Origin of the sequence: Nocardioides sp. LMS-CY (assembly GCF_018732145.1) — a bacterium.
In the GTDB taxonomy this organism is placed as follows: Bacteria; Actinomycetota; Actinomycetes; order Propionibacteriales; family Nocardioidaceae; genus Nocardioides; species Nocardioides soli.
Map to the genome: position 1 here is coordinate 131,203 of NZ_CP076104.1, position 20,690 is coordinate 151,892.

17 protein-coding genes and 1 riboswitch are annotated in these 20,690 nt (G+C 66.1%); of the genes, 15 read left to right on the forward strand and 2 right to left on the reverse strand.

The window, feature by feature from the left end:
* Nucleotides 1–14: 14 nt before the first annotated feature.
* From KM427_RS00645 to KM427_RS00670, 6 genes are all read left to right on the forward strand, one after another.
* Nucleotides 15–1,259, forward strand: a complete 1,245-nt coding sequence (locus tag KM427_RS00645; RefSeq protein WP_215525881.1) for an amidohydrolase — start codon at nucleotides 15–17, stop codon at nucleotides 1,257–1,259.
* The gene (locus tag KM427_RS00650) at nucleotides 1,256–2,362 is read left to right on the forward strand and encodes a threonine aldolase family protein (RefSeq protein ID WP_215525882.1); all 1,107 of its coding nucleotides are present in this window, start codon (nucleotides 1,256–1,258) and stop codon (nucleotides 2,360–2,362) included. The genes KM427_RS00645 and KM427_RS00650 overlap by 4 nt, the downstream gene beginning before the upstream one ends.
* Nucleotides 2,359–3,924 carry a GMC family oxidoreductase gene (locus KM427_RS00655; protein WP_215525883.1) on the forward strand — a complete coding sequence of 522 codons (1,566 nt, stop codon included), beginning with the start codon at nucleotides 2,359–2,361 and terminating at the stop codon, nucleotides 3,922–3,924. The genes KM427_RS00650 and KM427_RS00655 overlap by 4 nt, the downstream gene beginning before the upstream one ends.
* A gap of 17 nt (nucleotides 3,925–3,941) precedes the next feature.
* A complete protein-coding gene (locus tag KM427_RS00660) occupies nucleotides 3,942–5,366 on the forward strand; it encodes an aldehyde dehydrogenase family protein (protein ID WP_215525884.1) in 1,425 nt (474 codons plus the stop codon).
* An 87-nt stretch (nucleotides 5,367–5,453) separates the two neighbouring features.
* Nucleotides 5,454–6,233, forward strand: a complete 780-nt coding sequence (locus KM427_RS00665; protein WP_215525885.1) for an IclR family transcriptional regulator domain-containing protein — start codon at nucleotides 5,454–5,456, stop codon at nucleotides 6,231–6,233.
* A 107-nt stretch (nucleotides 6,234–6,340) separates the two neighbouring features.
* A complete protein-coding gene (locus tag KM427_RS00670) occupies nucleotides 6,341–7,768 on the forward strand; it encodes an aldehyde dehydrogenase (protein WP_215525886.1) in 1,428 nt (475 codons plus the stop codon).
* Between the two features lie 86 nt (nucleotides 7,769–7,854).
* Here the strand turns inward: KM427_RS00670 and KM427_RS00675 are convergent, their stop codons facing one another.
* Complete coding sequence (locus tag KM427_RS00675; RefSeq protein ID WP_215525887.1) at nucleotides 7,855–9,102, reverse strand: MFS transporter; 1,248 nt, start codon at nucleotides 9,100–9,102, stop codon at nucleotides 7,855–7,857.
* A 46-nt stretch (nucleotides 9,103–9,148) separates the two neighbouring features.
* On the opposite strand from KM427_RS00675, the gene KM427_RS00680 reads away from it, so the two are divergent.
* Nucleotides 9,149–9,745 carry an NADPH-dependent FMN reductase gene (locus KM427_RS00680; RefSeq protein ID WP_215525888.1) on the forward strand — a complete coding sequence of 199 codons (597 nt, stop codon included), beginning with the start codon at nucleotides 9,149–9,151 and terminating at the stop codon, nucleotides 9,743–9,745.
* A 676-nt stretch (nucleotides 9,746–10,421) separates the two neighbouring features.
* Here KM427_RS00680 and pnbX read toward each other — a convergent pair.
* Nucleotides 10,422–11,048 carry an HTH-type transcriptional repressor PnbX gene (gene pnbX / locus KM427_RS00685; RefSeq protein ID WP_215525889.1) on the reverse strand — a complete coding sequence of 209 codons (627 nt, stop codon included), beginning with the start codon at nucleotides 11,046–11,048 and terminating at the stop codon, nucleotides 10,422–10,424.
* A 109-nt stretch (nucleotides 11,049–11,157) separates the two neighbouring features.
* Between pnbX and pnbB the strand changes: the two genes are divergently transcribed.
* The 8 genes from pnbB (at nucleotide 11,158) to KM427_RS00725 (ending at nucleotide 20,683) form a co-directional block, all read left to right on the forward strand.
* Nucleotides 11,158–11,667 carry a 4-hydroxylaminobenzoate lyase PnbB gene (gene pnbB / locus KM427_RS00690; RefSeq protein WP_215525890.1) on the forward strand — a complete coding sequence of 170 codons (510 nt, stop codon included), beginning with the start codon at nucleotides 11,158–11,160 and terminating at the stop codon, nucleotides 11,665–11,667.
* A complete protein-coding gene (gene pnbA / locus KM427_RS00695; RefSeq protein ID WP_215525891.1) occupies nucleotides 11,664–12,407 on the forward strand; it encodes a 4-nitrobenzoate reductase PnbA in 744 nt (247 codons plus the stop codon). The genes pnbB and pnbA overlap by 4 nt, the downstream gene beginning before the upstream one ends.
* A 77-nt stretch (nucleotides 12,408–12,484) precedes the next feature.
* Nucleotides 12,485–12,578: riboswitch (glycine riboswitch) on the forward strand.
* Between the two features lie 150 nt (nucleotides 12,579–12,728).
* The gene (gene gcvP, locus KM427_RS00700; RefSeq protein WP_215525892.1) at nucleotides 12,729–15,590 is read left to right on the forward strand and encodes an aminomethyl-transferring glycine dehydrogenase; all 2,862 of its coding nucleotides are present in this window, start codon (nucleotides 12,729–12,731) and stop codon (nucleotides 15,588–15,590) included.
* Between the two features lie 9 nt (nucleotides 15,591–15,599).
* Nucleotides 15,600–16,700, forward strand: coding sequence for a glycine cleavage system aminomethyltransferase GcvT (gcvT, locus tag KM427_RS00705; protein WP_215525893.1), 1,101 nt, complete (start codon nucleotides 15,600–15,602; stop codon nucleotides 16,698–16,700).
* 18 nt (nucleotides 16,701–16,718) lie between these two features.
* Nucleotides 16,719–17,096, forward strand: a complete 378-nt coding sequence (gene gcvH / locus KM427_RS00710; RefSeq protein ID WP_215525894.1) for a glycine cleavage system protein GcvH — start codon at nucleotides 16,719–16,721, stop codon at nucleotides 17,094–17,096.
* Between the two features lie 2 nt (nucleotides 17,097–17,098).
* Entirely contained in the window at nucleotides 17,099–18,370 is a 1,272-nt protein-coding gene (glyA, locus tag KM427_RS00715; RefSeq protein WP_215525895.1) for a serine hydroxymethyltransferase, read from the forward strand.
* Nucleotide 18,371: 1 nt separating this feature from the next.
* The gene (gene lipA, locus KM427_RS00720; protein ID WP_215525896.1) at nucleotides 18,372–19,310 is read left to right on the forward strand and encodes a lipoyl synthase; all 939 of its coding nucleotides are present in this window, start codon (nucleotides 18,372–18,374) and stop codon (nucleotides 19,308–19,310) included.
* Nucleotides 19,310–20,683: an L-serine ammonia-lyase gene (locus tag KM427_RS00725; RefSeq protein ID WP_215527470.1), complete on the forward strand. Its 1,374-nt coding sequence runs from the start codon at nucleotides 19,310–19,312 to the stop codon at nucleotides 20,681–20,683. Before lipA ends, KM427_RS00725 begins: the two co-directional genes overlap by 1 nt.
* Nucleotides 20,684–20,690 lie beyond the last annotated feature (7 nt).

Consider the following 20,690-nt stretch of genomic DNA (forward strand, 5'->3'; position numbering starts at 1 on the left):
TAGTTGGGACGACTATGGATCAGACCCGCCTCGACAACATCGAGCTGCTGTATCGAGACCTTCATGCTCATCCGGAGATGGCGTATCAAGAGGTCCGGACCGCTGCGGTCGTGGCCGAGCGCATAGAAGCTGCCGGCTTCGAGGTCACGACGGGTGTGGGACGAACGGGCGTTGTCGGCGTTCTCTCGAATGGCCCGGGTCCAGTCGTTGTCGTCCGTGCTGACATGGACGCACTTCCGGTGAAGGAGGAGACGGGCCTTCCCTATGCGAGCCAGGAGTCCGCGCGCGGCGAGGATGGCATCGAGATTCCGCTGATGCACGCGTGCGGTCATGACGTGCACATGGCGTGCCTTGTCGGTGCGGCAGAGGAGCTCTCCCGCGATCGAAGCTCATGGAGCGGCACTCTCGTTGCACTCTTCCAGCCCGCAGAGGAAGGGGCCGGCGGGGCCCGAGCGATGATCGACGACGGCCTGTTCGACCTCGTCGGTTGCCCGGACGTAATTTTCGGTCAACACGTCTTCCCGTACGAGGCAGGTACCGTCGGTCATCGCTCCGGACCGATTCTTGCTGCGTCCGACGCATTCGACATCCGCGTGCACGGCCGGGGCGGGCACGGCTCGCAGCCGCAGGCGGTCGTGGACCCGGTCGTGCTCGCTGCGTCGATCGTGACCCGTCTGCAGACCATCGTCTCGCGCGAGGTCTCTCCCGCCGACCGGGTCGTGCTGACGGTCGGTCAGTTCCACGCCGGAGTGGCCGGCAACATCGTTCCGGACTTCGCGGACATGACTGTCAGTGCTCGAACCTTCGACGAGTCGGTCGCAGCCAGAGTCACCGGCTCGCTGCGCCGAATTGTGGAGGCGGAGTGCACGGCCTCGGGTTCGCCGAAGCCACCCGAGTTCCGAGAGCTCTTCGGGTTCAAGCCGACCGTGAACGATCCCGTCGCGACCGACCGCGTCGTGGCAGCCCATCGCTCGGTGTTCGGCTCCTCAGCAGTACGAGAGATCGAGCCGATCATGGGAAGTGAGGACTTCCCTGAGTTCGGACGAGAGTCCGGGGCTCCTTACGTGTTCTGGGCACTCGGTGGCGTCGACCCGCTCGAGTACCGGCGGGCTAGCGACGCCGGGACGATCGATCAGCTACCAACCAATCACTCGCCCCAGTTCGCGCCCACCCCGCGCCTGACGTTGGCCACCGGCGTTGACGCGCTGACGTCGGCAGCCCGCGCCTGGCTTACGCCGCCCGGTGGTGACGACTGGTGAAATCTTCCGACCGAATCGCGCTGGCGAGCGACAACTGGTCCCCAGCGCACGCCGACCTGATGGCGGCCCTCGAGACCGTGAACGACGGGCCGGCCCCCGCATACGGCTCGGACACATGGACAACCGCAGCCGCGAAGGCTTTTGCCGTCGAGTTCGGACGAGGTGCACGCGTGTACTTCACATTCGGAGGCACCGGCGCGAACGTCGTGGCCATCTCGTCGTTGCTGACTGGCTCCCACGAGGCGGTCCTCTGCTCGGCAGCCAGCCACGTGCTCACCGACGAGGCCGGTGCGCTTTCAAGGTTTGCTGGAACCACGCTCGTCCCGGTCGCAACCGACGACGCGAAGCTCACCGTGCCGGCGCTCGACAGCGCCATGAAGCAGTTCGTCCGAGGCGAGCACCAGGTTCTGCCGTCAGTACTGACGATCACGAACGCGACCGAGACAGGGCGCGTCTACAGTGCGGCCGAGGTCCAGGCGCTGACCGACTGGGCGCACGCAAGAGGCCTCATGGTCCATATGGACGGGGCGCGACTGGCCAACGCCGCGGCGCATCACGGGACGTCACTGCGCGAGATCAGCATCGGCGCCGGGGTCGACGTCCTGACCCTAGGCGGGACCAAGAATGGACTGCTGGTCGGCGAAGCCGTCGTCGTCGCCGCTTCCCGAGCGCGCGTCCCGGAATCGAGGATCCGTCACGTTCGCAAGCAAGCGGGACAGCTCGCATCGAAGCAACGCTTCATCGCGGCGCAGTTCCAGACCTACCTGCAGTCGGGCCTGTGGAAGCACAACGCCGAGCATGCGAACCGGGCAGCCCGCCAGCTCGCCGATGGCCTCTCCGCGCTGAACGGGGCGCGCCTTGCCTTTCCGGTCGAGGCAAACATGCTGTTCGTGGACTTGAGCCCCCAGATTCGAGCGGCCATGGCAGAGGTCGCCGACTTCTATGTCTACGACGAGGAGCGCGGACGATGCCGCCTGGTGTGCTCCTTCGACACGAGCCCGGCTGACATCACACACGTGATCGCGGCGGCGAAGGCCAAAGCGTCGACCAGATCGCGGCGCGCAGCCGCTACTCGTACATCGAGCAGAGGAGTGAAGGTATGACGAAGAACAATTGGGACTTGCTCGTCGTGGGTGCGGGGTCCGCTGGGGCAGCTCTCGCGGCTCGCGCCGCGGCGGCTGGCCGCCGGGTGCTCCTGCTCGAGGGAGGCCCCGACTACCGATCGGGCGAGATGCCGGAGGTCTGGCGCTCGCCTAACCCGCTTCGCGCGTTGCTCGATCCCGACGCGACCAAGAGCTTCGTCTGGCGCGACCTGATGGCTACCCGCACGGAACGTCAGCCAGCTCAGCTGTATTGGCGCGGCCGTGGCGTCGGCGGAAGCTCGTCGGTCAATGGCCAGATTGCGATTCGCCCGCCGATGGAAGACTTCGACGACTACGTCGAGATGGGTGCCGACGGTTGGGGACGCGACGACGTCCTGCCGTACTTCGCGAAGCTGGAAGACGACAACGATTATGGGGCTCAGGACTATCACGGTGCGGGCGGGCCGATCCCGATCTTCCGCACGGCCCCCTCGCAATGGGGTGCGGTCGACCGAGCGCTTCATGCGGCCGCGCTCGACGCCGGTTTCGGTTGGGAGGATGACGTAAACGCGCCAGGGGCGACGGGAGTCTCGCGCTATCCGATCAACAGTCGGGGTGGCCGCCGGGTTACCACCAACGATGCGTACCTCGAGCCGATGCGCGGGCACCAAAACCTCGAGGTCAGGGGCGGCGTCGTCGTTGACCGATTAATCATCGACGGCGACCGTGTCACTGGCGTCACCGCTGTCGTTCACGGCGAGACGGCGGAGTTCCGCGCCGACCTGACGGTCCTGTCCGCTGGTGCCATCCACTCCCCGGCGATCCTTCAGCGCAGCGGCATCGGCCCGGTTGATGTGCTCGAGAACGCAGGCATCGAGATTCGGGCTGACCTCCCCGTGGGGCAGGGCCTCCAGGATCACCCGGTCGTCTTCGTGCGCGTGCCGCTTACCGAGGAGTCTGCCGTTACCTCCGTCGACGGCCGTCACACCAACGTCACGGTCCGCTACACCAGTGAGGGCCCGGGCGCCGTGTTCAACGACATGCTCATCATGTCGGGAAATCAGAACGTGCTCGCTATGGAGCGCGCCGATGTTCGATTTGGCGCCGGCGCGATCGGGGTGTGGGTCAACCGTGTGTACTCCGAAGGATCGGTATCGGTGGTATCTGACAACCCGATGACGCAGCCCTTCGTCCGCCAGCGCATGCTTGACGACGAACGGGACCTGGCGCGCTTTAGGCACGGGATCCGCCTTGTCGCTGACCTGTGCGAGTCTGATGCGGTGTCAGCGATCTCGGCTGGCGATCTGCGCGGGCTCAACGATGAGTTGTTCAACGCCATCGAGGACGACCGGCGGCTGGACGAGTTCCTGCTTGCCACCGCAGCCGACGCGCAGCATCCCACCAGCACATGCCGCATCGGTCGAGCTGACGATCCGCGCGCCGTAGTTGCGAGCGACGGTCGGCTCCACGGCTTCCAAGGCGTGATGGTTGCCGACGCGTCGGTGCTCCCGTTCGTGCCGCGGGCCAACACTCACCTCGCGGCGGTCATGGTGGGCGAGTATCTCGCGGACCGGCTAAGTTGAGGGCTGGGTCGAAGACAATGGAGCAGAGCACGATCGCCAACTGGGTGTCCGGCAGATCCGAGATCCCGAATGGGGTCGCGACGCGCCCGGTCCTCTCCCCGCATGACGGCACCGTCGTCGGACGGCTTCCGATCGGAGACTCTTCGGTGGTGGATGCCGCCGTGGAATCGGCCGTCGAAAGCCAGGTGAGCTGGGGGCGACTCCACCTATCTGACCGCATTCGTCACGTCCAGGACTTCGCCTCATCGGTTGAATCGCGGACCGACGAGCTGGCCGCGCTGCAGCGGCTCGAGATGGGCCAACCCCTCGCGTTGGGCCGGATGCTGATTGTGCAAGGAATCGAAGCGCTCAGGTCGGCGTGCGCACTTGCCGAAACCTATGGGTTCACTGCGCATGATGAAGACGCAACCGGCTCGAGCCGTCTCGAGCGGCGACCCTTGGGCGTCGCGGCACTGATCACGCCCTGGAACTCTCCTGTCCTCTCCGTACTCGAACAGTGCGGTCCGCTTCTGCTCAGCGGCAATGCGCTGGTCCTCAAGCCCTCCGAGCTGTGCCCCATGTCGATCGCGCTCCTCGCATCGATTTCGACCCTGCCGCCAGGCGTGATGAATGTCGTCAACGGGGACGGCACAACGGGCGAGATCCTCTGCGCTCACCGCGAGGTACAGCTCGTCACCTTCACTGGGTCTGTCCGGTCCGGACGATCCGTTGCTCTCGCCGCGGCTCGCAAGTTAACGCGCGCGACGCTCGAGCTCGGGGGGAAGGACGCGGTCGTCGTGGACAGAGACGTCGACGTGGCCAGCGTCGCCGCAGAGGTGGCGTTCGGCTCACTGCTGAACACTGGCCAGATCTGCACGTCGATGGAGCGGATCTACGTGCACTCCGACATCGCGGCCGACTTCACCGATGCGGTGGTCGCGGCTACCGAGGCGTGGAGAGCCGATGAAGGAGGCACGGAGATGCCTGCCCTCGGGCCCCTTGCCTCCGTGCGACAGCGAGAGCTGGTGGTAGACCAACTGCAGGACGCGGCCACTCGCGGCGCACGCGTGGTGCGTGGCGGGACTGTTCCTGACGGTCCGGGAAACAACCTGCCCGCCACGGTGGTCACCGGAGTGGACGGATCGATGCGACTGATGCAGGAGGAAACATTCGGCCCCGTCGTCGCGATCGAGACCGTCGCTTCATTTGAAGAGGGACTGCGCAAGGCCGCTGAGAGCGAGTACGGCTTGGGCGCGACGGTGTACTCCAACACCGAGGCTCATCTGCAGTCAGCTGCCCAGCTGCCCGTCGCCCTCCTGTGGCTGAACCAGTGGCAGGGCCGCGGGGAGATCATGGTCTACGAACCCACCCGATCGAGCGGAATGGGAGCCACGGGAGGCACCGCCTCCTTCGACGCGGCAACTCGACCCCAAACCGTGTACCGACGGTCCAAGGAACTGTGAGGCCACCGGGCCGATGGCTGACCGTACCGCCATACTGATGCGCCGCACGTTGTCCCGAAATCCTCGGGAGAGAGAGGACTGGAGCTGATGGGTCGACTCGCACCAGAGGACGAGCTGGCTCGCCGAGCCCGGGCGCTTCCCGAAGGGGCCAACCCGGCCGACTTTTCGGAGGCTCTTGCAAGGGGTCTCGCCGTACTCGAGGCCTTCAGCTCTGATCGCGACCGCCTGACGCAGGCAGAGGTGGCCAAGATCATCGGCGTCTCGAGAGCCACTGTCCGCCGCGCGATCCTCACTCTGGAGTTCCTTGGTTACCTCCGCAATGACGGACGTTCATATGAGCTCACCCCCAAGGTGATGTCGCTGACGGGGCGCTACCTGGGGTCGAACCCCGTCACCTCGGTGCTTCAACCGGCGTGCGATCGCATCGGCTCCCTGTTTGACGCCGCGTGCTCAGTGGCAGTCCTGGATCGTGACGACGCACTCATCGTGGCGCGGTTTGTGCCGAACCACCTGATCGCCATCGGAACCGGAATCGGGTTCCGGACGCCGGCTAGGGTTTCGTCCCTGGGCAAGGTCTTGATAGCGCACCTTCCAGACGACGAGGCGGCGCCGTACATCGACGACGCCGGCGGCTTGACGCAGTCCGATGTAGCCGCCGTACGAAGCGACGGCTTTAGCTACGTGGCGGACGACATTGAAGCCGGCAAGCACTCGATCGCCGTCCCCGTTGCGCGCTGGGACGGCACGGTGGTTGCCGCCCTTCACGTCGGCGCGACGAAGGAGGAGATCTCGCCGGACCGCATGCTCGGCGAAGTGCTGGATCGACTTCGAGACGAGGTCGCCGAGCGGAAGGCGCAGCTCGTCTAGCCAGCGCTGCACCGCAGCGCTTCGTCTCGGACGAAATGCGTTACAGAAACGGTCTGTAACGGAAACCGGAGGAGAGGTCGAAGGTGGAAGTTCTAGAGCCGCGAGGCTTGTACTACGGCGGCAGCTGGCGACGCCCCGCTAGAGACGCGACGATCGTTGCGCGCAACGCCGCAACCCTGGAACTCGTCGGTTCGACGAGCGCTGCCTCCGTCGACGACGTCGACGCGGCTGTCGGTCATGCAAGGCGCGCCGTCGATGATGCTGGCGGGTGGCCGTCATGGCCGGCTGCCGAGCGTGCGGACAAGCTCGAGGCGCTTGCCAAAGCCTTCACGGCTCGCGCGGATCGTATCGCCGCCACGGTCACCGCGCAGAACGGCATGCCCATCCAGCTTGCGAGCCAACTCGAAGCAGGGATGCCTGCTGCCGCGTTGGGCTTCTACGCCGACCTGATCCGTGAGAAGGACTTCGCGCCGCTGCGGGCGGGCCGGCACGGCGGGACGGCTCGGGTTCGCGAGGTTCCAGTTGGCGTTGTGGCCGGCATCGTTCCCTGGAACTTCCCCCAGACTCTTGCCTTTACCAAGCTCGCTCCGGCGCTGGCGGCCGGGTGCAGCATCATCTTGAAGCCGTCGCCCGAGACCGCGCTCGACAGCATGATCCTGGCGGACGCAATCGACGAAGCAGGAATCCCGGCCGGGATAATCGGCATCTTGCCAGGCGGTCCGGAGGTCGGCGAGGCGCTGGTCAGCCACCCGGGCGTTGACAAGGTTTCCTTCACTGGATCGACAGAGGTCGGGCGGGCGATCGCAGAGCGCTGTGGGAGGCTTCTTCGGCCGGTGACCACCGAGTTGGGGGGCAAGTCTGCGGCGGTCTTCCTCGAAGATGTGGACATGTCCCACCGTTGGTGGGACCTGTTCGGCGTCGCGCTCCTGAACAACGGGCAGACCTGCTACGCGACGACACGACTGCTGGTCCCGCGATCGCGGTACGACGAATTGGTTGGCTCCATCGCAGAGTTCGTCGGTGCGCTGAACGTCGGAGATCCGTCGCGCCCCGAGACCCAAGTCGGTCCGCTCGTGTCGCGTCGACAGCGTGATCGAGTCAAAGCCTTGATCGCGACAGGGGTCGAGGAGGGTGGCCGCGTTGTCGTCGGCGGCGGCTCGGGGGACAGCTTCGGCGCAGGGTGGTTTGTCGAACCCACGGTGATTGCCGATGTCGACAACGGCTCGACCATCGCGCGGACCGAGATCTTCGGGCCGGTGTTAACGGTCACGCCCTACGCCGACGTAGCCGAGGCAGTCCGGCTGGCCAACGACACGCCTTTCGGCCTGTGCGGCACTGTCTGGACCGAGGACGCCGAGCTCGGCGAGAACGTTGCTGCACGGCTCGAGGCAGGCGCGGTCGGCGTCAACGGCTACGTTCCAGATCCTGCGATCTCCTTTGGAGGCTGGAAGGCGAGTGGGCTGGGTCGAGAGCTCGGCCCGGAGGGCCTCGCTGGCTACCTTCGGGTCCAGTCGGTGCACCTCGGTGCCAATTAGCCATACCGCGTCGCACTCAAGTCGCACGGCCCAGACGGAGCGGAACCCCGCCTGGGCCGTGCGGCATTCCGAGGGAAGGGTCCGGGTCACTCCCGCGCCGTGTCGCGAATCACGGCTACGATGCACAGGGCGCTGAAGGTTCCGACCACGGCGACCACCACCGGCGACGGCGCGCCCCCGGGGCCGGAGGACGGGGCGGCCGTCGCAACCGCGGATGCCACGGCTCCGCCGGCAGCGCCCAGCGCCGAGGCGATCCCAACGCTGACCGCGCGGTGATCAGGGGGGAACAACGCGGGTAGAAGTGCCGCGCCGCAGCCGAACGGCAGTGCTGCCGGAATCGCCAGGAGCGCAACCGTCACAGGGGACGCGTCCGGCTTCAGGAGGGCTGCGCAAAGTGCCGCGCCCGCAGTCAGGGACGTGCCGACCAGGACAATGAGCTGTCGGGGGAGGGCGTCAGAAACGATCGCGGCGATCGTGCCAGCCACGACCAATGCGCAGATGGAAGTGGCGAGAGCTGCGGCGACACGAGGGTCTTCGAGTTGATCGGCGCGTGCGTCGATCCCCACAACCGGGGCCGTCGCCATACCGAACACAGCAAAGGTGGTCGACAGGGCTGCGCCGGCTAGCAGGAGTCGCCGCCAGCTTCGCCGCGAGATGTGCAAGGTCGCACGATGTGGTCGGCTCTCCATGGGATCCGCCCGAGTCGTTGATTGACGCATGCGCTGTGCTTGTCCGGCGGTCCGCCGAACGCCGAACATGGCGACTGCCAAAGCAGCATGGGATGTCGCTATCCACGCGTTGACGCTGACCAGGGGGGGACTGCGGAAGACTAAGAGGCCGAAACATGCGGCGGTGATGACTGCAGCGAGCACTCCTAACTGTGGCGAGAGCCCAGCGCGACCGCGACGCTGCGCCGAAGCGCTACTCGCACAGAGCACCGCCGAGATTGGCCACATCCCGCCAGCTGTGAACGCCGACAAGCCGACGAGCGCGCCGTAGATCCCCGTGCCGCCCGGAGTACCGGGTGGCCGAACCGCAACGAGGCTGACAACGGCTGAAGTAGCGGCGCTGAACGCTAAACACGTTCGTAGCGCCGTGAGCGGCCCGTAGCGGTCGGCCCGATCGCCCCAGATGACGCTTCCAGCCAACCGTGGGAGAAGTATTAAGGCCGCTGACGCCATCAGCGAGCTGGGACCCGCTTGACCGCCGCACCTCGACAGCCAGAGGGAGCTGAAGATCAGCGTCAGGGTGAACAGCTGACTGAAGGCCAGGAAGGTGGCGATCCCGGAGGCAACTGTCCACAGCGCGGGACGGTGGGACCACGGCTTCCACATAGCATTACAATACAGTCGTGTAATGCTATGTGGAAAGGAGTATGAGATGTCCAGCCAGAAACCAGTGGTTCAAGTGATCACCGGAAGTACCAGGCGGAACCGGGTTGGTCACCACGTTGCTGAGTGGGTGGCGAGTCGCGCAGGAATACGAGGAGACTTCGCGGTCGAGCGCCTCGACCTGGCGGAGGTCGATCTTCCGCTGTACGACGAGCCGAGGCACCCACGGCTGCAGCAGTATGAGCATGAGGAGACCTGGGCCTTCAGCCGCCGGATCGAGCGCGCGAACGCACATGTCTTCGTCTTTCCCGAGTACAACCACAGCTTCAACGCTGCGCTCAAGAACGCCATCGACCACCTCTTTCACGAGTGGGCCGACAAGCCGATCGGCCTCGTCAGCTATGGCGGGATCTCTGGCGGAACGAGGGCTGCGGCTGCCTTGCGACCGGTGCTCTCCTCGGTTCGGGCTGTGGTCGTTCCTGAGGCTGTGGTGGTTCCGCTCGTCAGCAGTCGCATCGTTGCTGGCGACGCCGGGCCGAGTTTCTGCCCCAGTCCGGAGAGCGCTCAGGCGCTAGACGACATGCTTGACGGCATCGCCTCGTGGATTCCGCGGTGTCGCCTCGCGCCGGGTGGGGTTGCGGGCTGAAGCCGTCGGTGAAGATTCCGGCTAGTCCGGGCGCGTCTCCCCTTGGCGTAGCCAGATCATCACTGAGCGGAGTAGACGACGACGAGACTATCGTTGCGACTGGACAGTCCGCGCCATTGCTTGTTTCGTTAAACGGGCGCTCGAAAACATTACGGCCGCGGTAGGCGATCGACTCGAAAGCCGGTGGCCGGCCGCCGGCCGAGCCGCAGCGCAGGCGGTGGCCGATTTGGTCGGCGGGCTGCGGGATCAGGGCCTTGATGTGCTTGGCGCGCAGCGCGGCCCGCTCGCCGCGCGAGGCGTAGGCCATGTCGCCGATCGGGGCGTCGGGGCGGCACTTTACCGTCCCGCGCCGAGCCGATGGGAGCCAGGTGGGTCAACGCCGGCCCGAGCATAGTGGAGTCGCCGGCCTGGCGCGCGGTCACTGCGATCACCAAAGTCGCCTGCTCAAGTGCCGCCTGAAGAATCGACATGGCCGTCCTCCTCACTGATCGGAGAAGGCTCGACGTCCCTGCGTCGAGTCAGGTCATCCCTCGACGGCCCACGGTCAGACTGCGCTCGTCGGTGTCAACGTCGTTCATGCAGCGCTGCGCTGCACGTGCTCACATGTTGACACCCCCCACGCCGAGGCCGTGTGAGCAGTGATTCGAGGGAATCAGCCCAGGTCAAGGCTCATCAGCTAGCCGTCAGCGACCATCGATGGCCACAGTGTGTCGCACACGCGCTCTGCGATAGCTCGATGGTCCGCATCCTCACGCAAGAACGTGGCGAAGTAGGCGCCGAAGCACAGGGTGGCCACGGTGCGCACGTCCGTATCGGCGCGAATGCGACCGTCCTCTCGCAGCTTCAGCAGGACAGCCTCCAGCTGGGCGAGGCGTGGATTGACCGCGCGTTCACGAACCACATCGAGCAGCTCGGGAGTCCGGCGAGCCTCACCCATGAAATTGCCCATCAGGAGCATCGCGTCCGCGTTGAAGTAGGCAGGATCAAGGCGGCGAATGGCTTCGATGAATGCCTCTCGCGGCTCCAACTCACTGATCGCCTCAGTCGGATAGGAGTCGGTTTGGGCGCGGAACCCCCACTCGAGCGCAGCAACGACCAGATCCAACTTTGTCGGCCATCGGCGGTACAACGACGGCCGAGTCGTTCCCGCCGCTGCGGCGATCTCGCTCAAGCTGATCTGGGAGTAGCCCTGTTCCGCCAGCCGCTGGCGGGTCGCGTGGATGATCGCTGTGTCGAGGTCGGTGTCTCGAGGCCGTCCGGGCCCGACGGCCGGGGCGGACTTAGCGCGCGCGGTACGGGTCATGGCCCAAGTATCCCATCATCCTCCGACAATTTATTTACAACTACTGCCTGTAATGTTACTCTCTATCTTGATGACGCTCGCCGCCCCGTAGCCACAGGAGGACCGCACGATGAGCACACCGCAGGATCTGATCGACGCCAGCATCCCGTTCCTGAACGAGCTGAAGAACCGCACAGCGGGGGAGGACCTGGAGAAGTGGCTGAATGACGCCTACGGTCCTGGCTCGGAGTTCTATGAGCGCGTCGCGGGTCTCGTAAAGGACGGTGTCCGAGACGGGTGGGCGGCGAACATCGAGGTCGACGGCCCGCGATACAGGCGCAGCCGGCTCGCCGAGCCCTGTGAGGAGTTGAACTACTTCAGCATCACGGCGGTGTACATGGACAGCGTCGAGCCGTACCGCGGGCAGTACCACCAGCATCCCTATGGCGAACTGAATATGGTCGTCCCGTTGAATGAAGGTGCCGAGCTCGCCGGCCCTCGTGGCTGGTGCGGGGGCGGCTGGACGGCGCCGGATCCGGCGAGCCACCACTACCCGGAGGTGCGCGGCGGCGCCATCATCGCCCTCTTCTACCTCCCGGCGGGTCGGATCTCCTACGACATCACGCCCCCGGCCGAGTGAGCTCGACCGCGCCCGAGGACGTGGCCCGGCCTCTGCTCGCTCTGCCCGCGATCGAAGCCTTCGACGCGATCGTAAGGGGTCGACGCAGTGTGCGCTCATACGCTGACGTCCAGGTCCCGCGACGGACTGTCCGGGACGTCCTTGAGTTGGCCGCCCGCGCGCCCAGCAACTCGAACGTGCAACCCTGGCATACCTACGTCTTGACCGGTCGGCACAAGCGGGCACTGACGGACAGCGTGCTGCGTTACTACGACACGATCGGTAGGACGGTGCGTGAGTTCGACTACCAGCCCGGCCCTGATGGGTGGGAGGAGCCGTACAAGGAGCGCCGCGAGAGCTTCGGTGAGGGACTCTACGGACGAGCTCTCGGATTGAGCCTCGCGGACGTGGATGATCGCGAGTTCTACCACCGGCGCAACTATGACTTCTTCGCCGCCCCGGTCGGCTTGATCGTTACTGTTGCAAGGAACCCACGGTTGAGCGCTCTAATCGACGCGGGCGCCTACATCCAGACGATTCTGCTCAGCGCCCGCAGCCGCGGCCTGTCCACGTGTGCGCAGGCATCGTTCCTGGACTTCCACCCAGCCGTGCGGGAATGTCTGGCGATCCCCACCCACCGAACCATCGTCTGCGGCATCTCGCTTGGATACGAAGACGCTCAGCATCCCATCGCCTCCAATGCCACGACGCGAGAGCCAGTCGACCGCCACGTGACGTTCTTATGGGACGACGACGACTGACCGCGGGCATCTGCGACGGCCGGTTTTGCCTGACAAGCGCAGCCGCCCAAGGCATCCTCAACTCAATACCGCCGCTACCAATCACCGCGGGAGAGTGCCCTCCGATCGGGAGGGCCGCCGTAGGAGCAACTGTCCCCACAATCTCTCAGGCCCCTGTACCGCGTTGATGAGGCAACTCTGGAAAGACAGGCTCCGGGCCTGCGCCCACGGTGCAAGCCGCCGACGCTCGGTGGTGAAGCTCTCAGGTCCCAGTGACAGAGGGGGAAGCACTCGCTCAATAGTCGCCGCATACATGCGGCGCCCTCAAGAACCGGGAGCCCAATGCCTGACCAGAGCCCGCCGTCGGACTCACGCGACATCTTTGCTCGCCGCCACATCGGGCCAAGCGCCGACGACGTCGCCTGCATGCTGAAGGAAGTCGGCTACGGGAGCCTAGAGGACCTGATCGACGTCGCAGTGCCGGAAGGCATCCGAACGGCGGGACTCCGACTTCCCCCAGCCGCCACAGAGCCGGAAGCCGCGGACGAGCTTCGCGCCCTCAGCGCCGCGAACAATGTCACGGTCCCGATGATTGGACTCGGCTACTACCCCACGAGCACCCCTTCCGTCATCCGCCGCAACGTGCTGGAAAGTCCGGCCTGGTACACCGCATACACCCCGTACCAGCCAGAGATCAGTCAGGGCCGATTGGAGGCGTTGCTCAACTTCCAGACGATGGTCGGCGACCTGACCGGTCTGCCCACCTCGAACGCCTCGCTGCTCGACGAAGGGACGGCGGTCGCCGAGGCGATCATGGTGATGCGGCGCGCGGTGGCGTCGTCCTCGAACCGCGTGCTTGTCGACGCCGACCTGTTCCCCCAGTCCATTGCCGTCGCCCAGACTCGCGCGGCCGCGCTCGGGATCGAGGTGGCGCTATTCGACGCCGATTCGGCACTGCCAGACGTCGACTACTTCGGAGTCGTCGTGTCGTACCCGGGATGCTCTGGCGAGGTGCGAAACTTCTCCTCCGCCATCCGCCAAGCCCACCGCAGCGGAGCCCTCGTCACTATCGCCGCGGACCTGCTGGCTCTGACCCTGCTGTCACCCCCCGGAGACCTCGGCGCCGACATAGCCGTCGGGTCGACCCAGCGGTTCGGCGTGCCCCTATTCTACGGCGGGCCGCACGCCGGGTACATCGCCATCCGTGACGGCCTCGAACGACACCTGCCCGGCCGGCTTGTCGGTGTCTCGATCGACGCGCACGCCCAGCCGGCCTACCGCCTCGCGCTGCAGACCCGCGAACAGCACATCAGACGGGACCGGGCCACCTCCAACATCTGCACCGCGCAGGTACTGCTCGCCGTGGTCGCCTCCCTGTACGCCGTGTACCACGGCCCCGAAGGACTCACCGCCATCGCGGAGCGGATCCATCGGTACGCCCTGAGAGTCGCGGCGGCGCTGCGCCGCCGCGGCTACTCCGTCATCAACGAAGCGTTCTTCGACACGATCGTTGTCTACACACCCGGGCGAGCGGCCGAGATCGTCGCTAACGCCCATACCGACGGCATCCTGCTCCGCCTAGTCGATGACGAGCACGTCGGGATCAGCTGCTCTGAGACGACCACACCGGAGCACCTCAAACGGATCCTGGCTTCCTTTGGCGAGGACGCCGTTGAGCTGACGGAGGTCACACCCGACCTGCGCTCTACGATTCCGCCGGCACTGAGGCGAACCTCAACTTTCCTGACGCACCCGGTATTCTCGCAGCATCGGTCCGAGACCACGATGCTGCGGTACCTGCGAGAGCTTGCGGACCGCGACTTCGCTCTGGACCGCGGGATGATTCCCCTCGGCTCGTGCACCATGAAGCTGAACGCCTCCACTGAGATGGAGCCGGTGTCCCTGTCGGGTTTCGCCGACCTCCACCCGTTCGCGCCCGCCGAGGACGCCCTGGGCTACGCGGAGCTCGTTCGTCAGCTTGAGAGCTGGCTGGCCGAGATCACCGGCTACGCGGCCGTTTCCATCCAGCCGAATGCCGGGTCCCAGGGCGAGCTGGCTGGACTGCTCGCCATCCGCGCCTACCATCGCGACCAAGAGCAGCCTGACCGCGACGTGTGCCTGATCCCCGCCAGTGCCCACGGAACCAACGCGGCGTCCGCGGTCCTCGCTGGCATGCGGGTGGTCGTCGTCGCCTCCAACGACGACGGCACCATTGACATGGGTGATCTGGAGGCGAAGTGCGAGACGCATTCGGACCGGCTCGCCGCTGTCATGGTCACCTACCCGTCGACCCACGGCGTGTACGAGGAAGGCATCACCCGTCTCTGCGAACTGGTCCATCACCACGGCGGCCAGGTCTATGTGGACGGCGCGAACCTCAACGCGCTGCTCGGCGTAGCCAAGCCCGGCGAGTTCGGCGGCGACGTCTCCCACCTCAACCTGCACAAGACGTTCTGCATCCCCCACGGCGGCGGGGGGCCGGGCGTCGGCCCGGTCGCGGTCGCTGCCCACCTGGTGCCCTACTTGCCGACACACCCAAGCCATCCCGACCCACATCGTCGTCACGGAGTCGGTGCGGTCAGCGCCGCACCCTACGGATCAGCCGGCATTCTGCCGATCCCGTGGGCCTACATACGGATGATGGGCTCCGAGGGTCTGACTCGAGCCACGATGGTCGCCGTCCTGGCCGCCAACTACGTCGCCACGCGCCTGTCTGGCTGCTTCCCTGTCCTATACACCGGTGCCAAGCGCCTGGTGGCCCACGAGTGCATCCTCGACCTACGTCCCCTGACGGCGTCGACCGGCGTCACCGTCGAAGACGTCGCCAAGCGCCTCGCTGACTACGGCTTCCACGCACCGACGGTCAGTTTCCCTGTCGCCGGAACCCTCATGATCGAGCCGACTGAAAGTGAGGGTCTGCGCGAGATCGATCGGTTCATCGACGCCATGACCGCCATCCGCCGAGAGATCGACGACATCGCCGCTGGCAGATGGCGAGTCGAGGACAGCCCGCTGAGGCACTCCCCCCACACAGCCGCCGCGCTCGCCGGTGACTGGAGCCGGCCCTACAGCCGCGCCGAGGGCGCGTATCCGACCGGCATCACCCGGAGCAAGTACTGGCCCAGTGTCGGTCGAGTCGACCAAGCCCACGGCGACCGCCACCTGGTTTGCTCCTGCCCCGACCCCACCGCATTCGAGAACTGAGGCGACAGCATGTCCAAGATCACTCCGTTACACGCCGTCCATGAATGCCTCGGTGCGTCCTTCACCGACTTCGGCGGGTGGCACATGCCGGTTCGTTACACCTCCGACATCGCTGAGCACTACGCGGTCCGCCAGGCCGCGGGGATCTTCGACCTGTGCCACATGGGCGAGATCGAGATCGAGGGCACCGACGCTGGCCGCGCCCTCGACCGCGCGTTGGTCGGCAACCTCTCGGCTGTCGCAGTCGGCAAGGCGAAGTACTCGATGATGTGCGACGAGGCCGGCGGCATCCTCGACGACCTTGTCGTCTACCGCCTCGCCGACGAGCACTTCATGGTCGTCGCCAACGCCGCTAACAGCGAGACCGTGCTCGCCGAGTTTCGAAGCCGGGCCCACGGGTTGGACGCCGAAATCCGCGATGCTCGCGACGACTGGGCGCTCGTCGCGGTCCAAGGTCCCGCCTCAGTCGACATCATCTCCGGCCTGACCGAGGTGCACCTAGAGGACCTGAAGTACTACTCGATCCACAGAGGGACACTCGCCGGTACCGCAGTGCTGCTGGCCAGAACCGGATACACGGGCGAGGACGGATTTGAGGTCTATTGCCGCCCCGGCAACGCCGTAAACCTGTGGGAGGCGCTCACCGACGCCGGTGAACCGCACGGACTCATTCCCGCCGGGCTCGCGAGCCGAGACACGCTCCGGCTGGAGGCCGGAATGCCCCTATATGGGCAAGAGCTCAGCCGCGACCGGACGCCGTTCGAAGCCGGGCTCGGACGCGTCATCGCCTTCGCGAAGGACAGCGACTTCGTGGGCCGACACGCGCTCGAGGCGCGTCGAGAGTCCGGCGTCGACCAGCAGCTCATCGGGCTCATAGCTGACACCCGCCGGGCCCCCCGCGCCGGATACCCGGTGCGCGACCAGGGTGGCCGCGTTGTCGGCGACGTCACTAGCGGAGCCCCGTCGCCGACGCTGGGCCACTCGATCGCCCTCGCCTACATAAGCACCGGCTACGCCGAACCCGGCACCTCCCTGTCGATCGACGTCCGAGGGACCGCTGTCGATGCACACGTCGTCGCACTGCCCTTCTACACCCGTCACAAGAACTAACGGACTAGGAGCTTCAACATGACCGTGCCGAGCAACCTCAAGTACACCGCCGATCATGAGTGGCTGAGCATCGACGGCCAAGGGATCGCCACCATCGGCATCACCGCCTACGCAGCCGCGGCCCTCGGCGACGTGGTCTACCTCGAGCTCCCCGCCGTCGGCGCGACGATCACCGCGGGGGAGTCGTGCGGCGAAATCGAATCGACCAAGTCAGTCAGCGACCTCGGCTCCCCTGTCGACGGCCTGGTTGTCGAAATCAATCAGGACGCAATCGCCGACCCCGGCGTTGTCAACCTTCAGCCGTTCGGCGCCGGGTGGCTGATCCGGGTCAGGGTTCACGCACAGTCGGAACTGCTGAATGCCGACGAATACCGAACGCTGATCGGCGGGGAGTGAGAATGTCGAGCCTGTACCAGCCACTGGAGACTTTCGATCCCGAGGTCCACGGAGCTATAAGCGCCGAACTCCGGCGTCAGCAGGGCACGCTGGAGATGATTGCATCCGAGAACTTTGCGCCAGTCGCTGTCATGCAGGCGCAGGGTTCGGCGATGACCAACAAGTATGCGGAGGGCTACCCCGGCCGGCGGTACTACGGCGGTTGCGAGCACGTCGACGTTGTCGAGAAGCTGGCGATCGACCGCGTGAAGGCACTCTTCGGCGCGACGTACGCGAACGTGCAGCCACATTCGGGTGCGCAAGCGAACGCAGCAGCGATGTCCGCGCTGCTCGATCCGGGTGACACAATCCTCGGTCTCGACCTCGCCCACGGCGGTCATCTGACTCACGGAATGCGACTCAACTACAGCGGCAAGCTCTATAAGGTCGTCGCCTACCACGTCCGCGAGGAGGACTACCGGGTCGACATGGCCGAGGTCGAACGGTTGGCCGTCGAGCACCGCCCGAAGATGATCGTCGCCGGGTGGTCCGCCTACCCACGTCAACTCGACTTCGCCGAGTTCCGCCGTATCGCCAACCTGGTAGGCGCCTACCTGATGGTCGACATGGCACACTTCGCCGGCCTGGTAGCGGCAGCGCTGCACCCGAACCCGGTCCCATACGCGGACGTCGTAACGACGACCACGCATAAGACGCTCGGCGGGCCTCGCGGCGGTGTCATCCTCAGCAACCGGGCTGAACTGGCAAAGAAGCTGAACTCCGCGGTGTTCCCAGGGCAACAAGGTGGTCCGCTCGAGCACGTCATCGCTGGGAAGGCCGTGGCCTTTCGCGCAGCAGGGATGCCGGAGTTCAAGGACCGTCAGCAGCGCACTCTCGACGGAGCGCGTGCCATCGCTGCCCGGATGCTGGCCGACGACGTCGTCGCCTCCGGCATCACAGTCCTGACCGGCGGGACCGACGTTCACCTCGTTCTGGTGGACCTACGCAACTCCGAACTCGACGGCCAGCAGGGCGAGGACCGCCTTCACTCGATCGGCATCACGATCAACCGCAACGCGGTGCCCTTCGACCCTCGTCCGCCGATGGTCGCCTCCGGTCTGCGCGTCGGCACCGCGGCCCTCGCTACTCGTGGCTTCGGGACTGCCGAGTTCGCGGAGGTCGGCGACATCATCGCCCGGGTGCTTACCACGGACCCGGCAGCAGACCTCAGCAACAGTCTGTGCGAGCGCGTGAACGTGCTGGCTGCGAAGTATCCGCTGTACCCGGGGCAGTGAGATGCCGCTTACGCAAGCCCCGGCACCCGACGGTCGCAAGCTCCTCCGGCTCGAGGTCCGCAACGCGGAGACCCCGATCGAGCGCAAGCCGGAGTGGATCAAGACGCGGGCCAAGATGGGCCCGGAGTACAAGCACCTGCAGAGCCTGGTGAAGTCCGAGGGGCTCCACACGGTGTGCCAGGAGGCCCGTTGTCCCAACATCTTCGAGTGCTGGGAGGACCGCGAGGCGACGTTCCTCATCGGCGGCGACCAGTGCACCCGGCGCTGCGACTTCTGCCAGATCGACACCGGCCGGCCGCAGCCGCTGGACCGTGACGAGCCGCGCCGGGTGGCCGAGTCGGTGCGCACCATGGGGCTGCGGTACGCCACGATCACCGGCGTCGCGCGCGACGACCTCGAGGACGGCGGCGCGTGGCTGTACGCCGAGACCGTCCGCGCCATCCACGAGCTCAACCCCGACACCGGCGTCGAGAACCTCATCCCCGACTTCAACGGCAAGCCGGACCTGCTCCGCGAGGTGTTCGAGTCCCGCCCCGAGGTGCTCGCGCACAACGTCGAGACGGTGCCGCGGATCTTCAAGCGGATCCGCCCGGCGTTCCGCTACGAGCGATCTCTCGACGTGCTCACCCGGGCCCGGGACTTCGGCCTGGTGACCAAGTCGAACCTGATCCTCGGGATGGGCGAGACCCGCGAGGAGGTCACCCAGGCGCTGCGCGACCTGCACGACGCGGGCTGCGCGCTGGTCACGATCACCCAGTACCTGCGCCCCTCCCTGCGGCACCACCCGGTCGAGCGGTGGGTCAAGCCCGAGGAGTTCGTCGAGCTCCAGGAGGAGGCCGACCAGATCGGCTTCTCCGGCGTGATGTCCGGCCCGCTCGTGCGTTCGTCGTACCGCGCCGGACGCCTCTACCGCCAGGTCGTCGAACGCCGGGCGGCGTGATGGCCCTGAGCGCATTCGACCTCTTCTCCATTGGTATCGGACCGTCCTCGTCGCACACCGTGGGTCCGATGCGGGCGGCGAAGCGGTTCGTCGATGACCTCGCGGCCTCGGGCATCCTCGGTAGAACCGATCGCGTGAAGGTCGAGCTGTTCGGTTCGCTCGGGGCGACAGGGCGCGGCCACGGCTCAGAACAGGCGATAATCCTAGGGCTTGAGGGCGAAGAACCCGCCACCGTTGACACAGCTCGGGCCGAGGGCCGAGTCGAACTGATCAAAGCGACTGAGACCCTCGTTCTGGGCGGAGTCCATCCGGTGCGTCTGAAGCCGAGCGACGACATCACCTTGCACCGCAACCGTTCCCTGCCAGGTCACCCCAACGCGATGACGTTTGCTGCGTTCGACCGTCGTGGCGTCGAGCTTCGTCAACGCCGCTACTACTCGGTAGGTGGCGGATTCGTCGTCGACGAAGATGCGGCAGGGGTCGATCGGATCGTGGACGCGACCGAACTCAAGTACCCCTTCAGCAGCGGCGCGGACCTACTTCGGATCTGTCGCGAGCAGGGTGCGTCCATCAGCGACGTCATGCTCGCCAATGAGACGGCGTGGGGCACTGAGGACGAGATTAGGAACGGCCTCCTGAACATCTGGGCGGTCATGAAGTCGTGCGTGCAAACTGGCTTGCGCCGCGACGGCGTCTTGCCGGGCGGCCTGCAGGTGCCGAGGCGCGCGCCCGCGCTCCATGCAGAACTCATGAGCCGTACGGACCGCTCTGATCCCCTCCACATCATGGATTGGGTCAACCTGTATGCGCTCGCGGTCAACGAAGAGAACGCCTCCGGTGGCAGGGTCGTCACCGCGCCAACCAACGGCGCCGCAGGCATCATGCCTGCGGTGCTGCACTACTACTGGCACTTCGGGCCGGACGGCGCGAACGAGGAAGGCATTATTCGGTTCATGCTGGCCGCAGCTGCGATCGGCATCATCGTGAAAAAGAATGCCTCCATCTCGGGCGCCGAGGTCGGCTGCCAGGGCGAGGTCGGAACCGCGTGCGCGATGGCTGCGGCTGGTTTGGCCGAGGTGATGGGCGGCACGCCCGAGCAAGTCGAGAACGCCGCAGAAATCGGCATCGAGCACAACCTTGGACTCACCTGCGACCCCATCGGCGGGCTCGTCCAGATCCCGTGCATCGAGCGAAACGCTGTTGCCTCGGTGAAGGCCATCAACGCCGCTCGACTCGCCCTCAAGGGCACCGGACGCCACAAGGTCACCCTCGACCAGGCCATCAAGACCATGCGCGAAACCGGGCACGACATGCACATCAAGTACAAGGAAACCTCACGGGGCGGTCTCGCCGTGAACGTGATCGAGTGCTGAAGGCGGA

Bases quoted from the DNA above. Each gene is read 5' to 3' on its own strand.
- KM427_RS00645 (WP_215525881.1), top strand. From the start codon at position 15: ATGGATCAGACCCGCCTCGACAACATCGAGCTGCTGTATCGAGACCTT.
- KM427_RS00655 (WP_215525883.1), top strand. From the start codon at position 2,359: ATGACGAAGAACAATTGGGACTTGCTCGTCGTGGGTGCGGGGTCCGCT.
- KM427_RS00660 (WP_215525884.1), top strand. From the start codon at position 3,942: ATGGAGCAGAGCACGATCGCCAACTGGGTGTCCGGCAGATCCGAGATC.
- KM427_RS00665 (WP_215525885.1), top strand. From the start codon at position 5,454: ATGGGTCGACTCGCACCAGAGGACGAGCTGGCTCGCCGAGCCCGGGCG.
- KM427_RS00675 (WP_215525887.1), bottom strand. From the start codon at position 9,102: ATGTGGAAGCCGTGGTCCCACCGTCCCGCGCTGTGGACAGTTGCCTCC.
- KM427_RS00680 (WP_215525888.1), top strand. From the start codon at position 9,149: ATGTCCAGCCAGAAACCAGTGGTTCAAGTGATCACCGGAAGTACCAGG.
- pnbX (WP_215525889.1), bottom strand. From the start codon at position 11,048: ATGACCCGTACCGCGCGCGCTAAGTCCGCCCCGGCCGTCGGGCCCGGA.
- pnbB (WP_215525890.1), top strand. From the start codon at position 11,158: ATGAGCACACCGCAGGATCTGATCGACGCCAGCATCCCGTTCCTGAAC.
- gcvP (WP_215525892.1), top strand. From the start codon at position 12,729: ATGCCTGACCAGAGCCCGCCGTCGGACTCACGCGACATCTTTGCTCGC.
- gcvT (WP_215525893.1), top strand. From the start codon at position 15,600: ATGTCCAAGATCACTCCGTTACACGCCGTCCATGAATGCCTCGGTGCG.
- gcvH (WP_215525894.1), top strand. From the start codon at position 16,719: ATGACCGTGCCGAGCAACCTCAAGTACACCGCCGATCATGAGTGGCTG.
- glyA (WP_215525895.1), top strand. From the start codon at position 17,099: ATGTCGAGCCTGTACCAGCCACTGGAGACTTTCGATCCCGAGGTCCAC.
- lipA (WP_215525896.1), top strand. From the start codon at position 18,372: ATGCCGCTTACGCAAGCCCCGGCACCCGACGGTCGCAAGCTCCTCCGG.
- KM427_RS00725 (WP_215527470.1), top strand. From the start codon at position 19,310: ATGGCCCTGAGCGCATTCGACCTCTTCTCCATTGGTATCGGACCGTCC.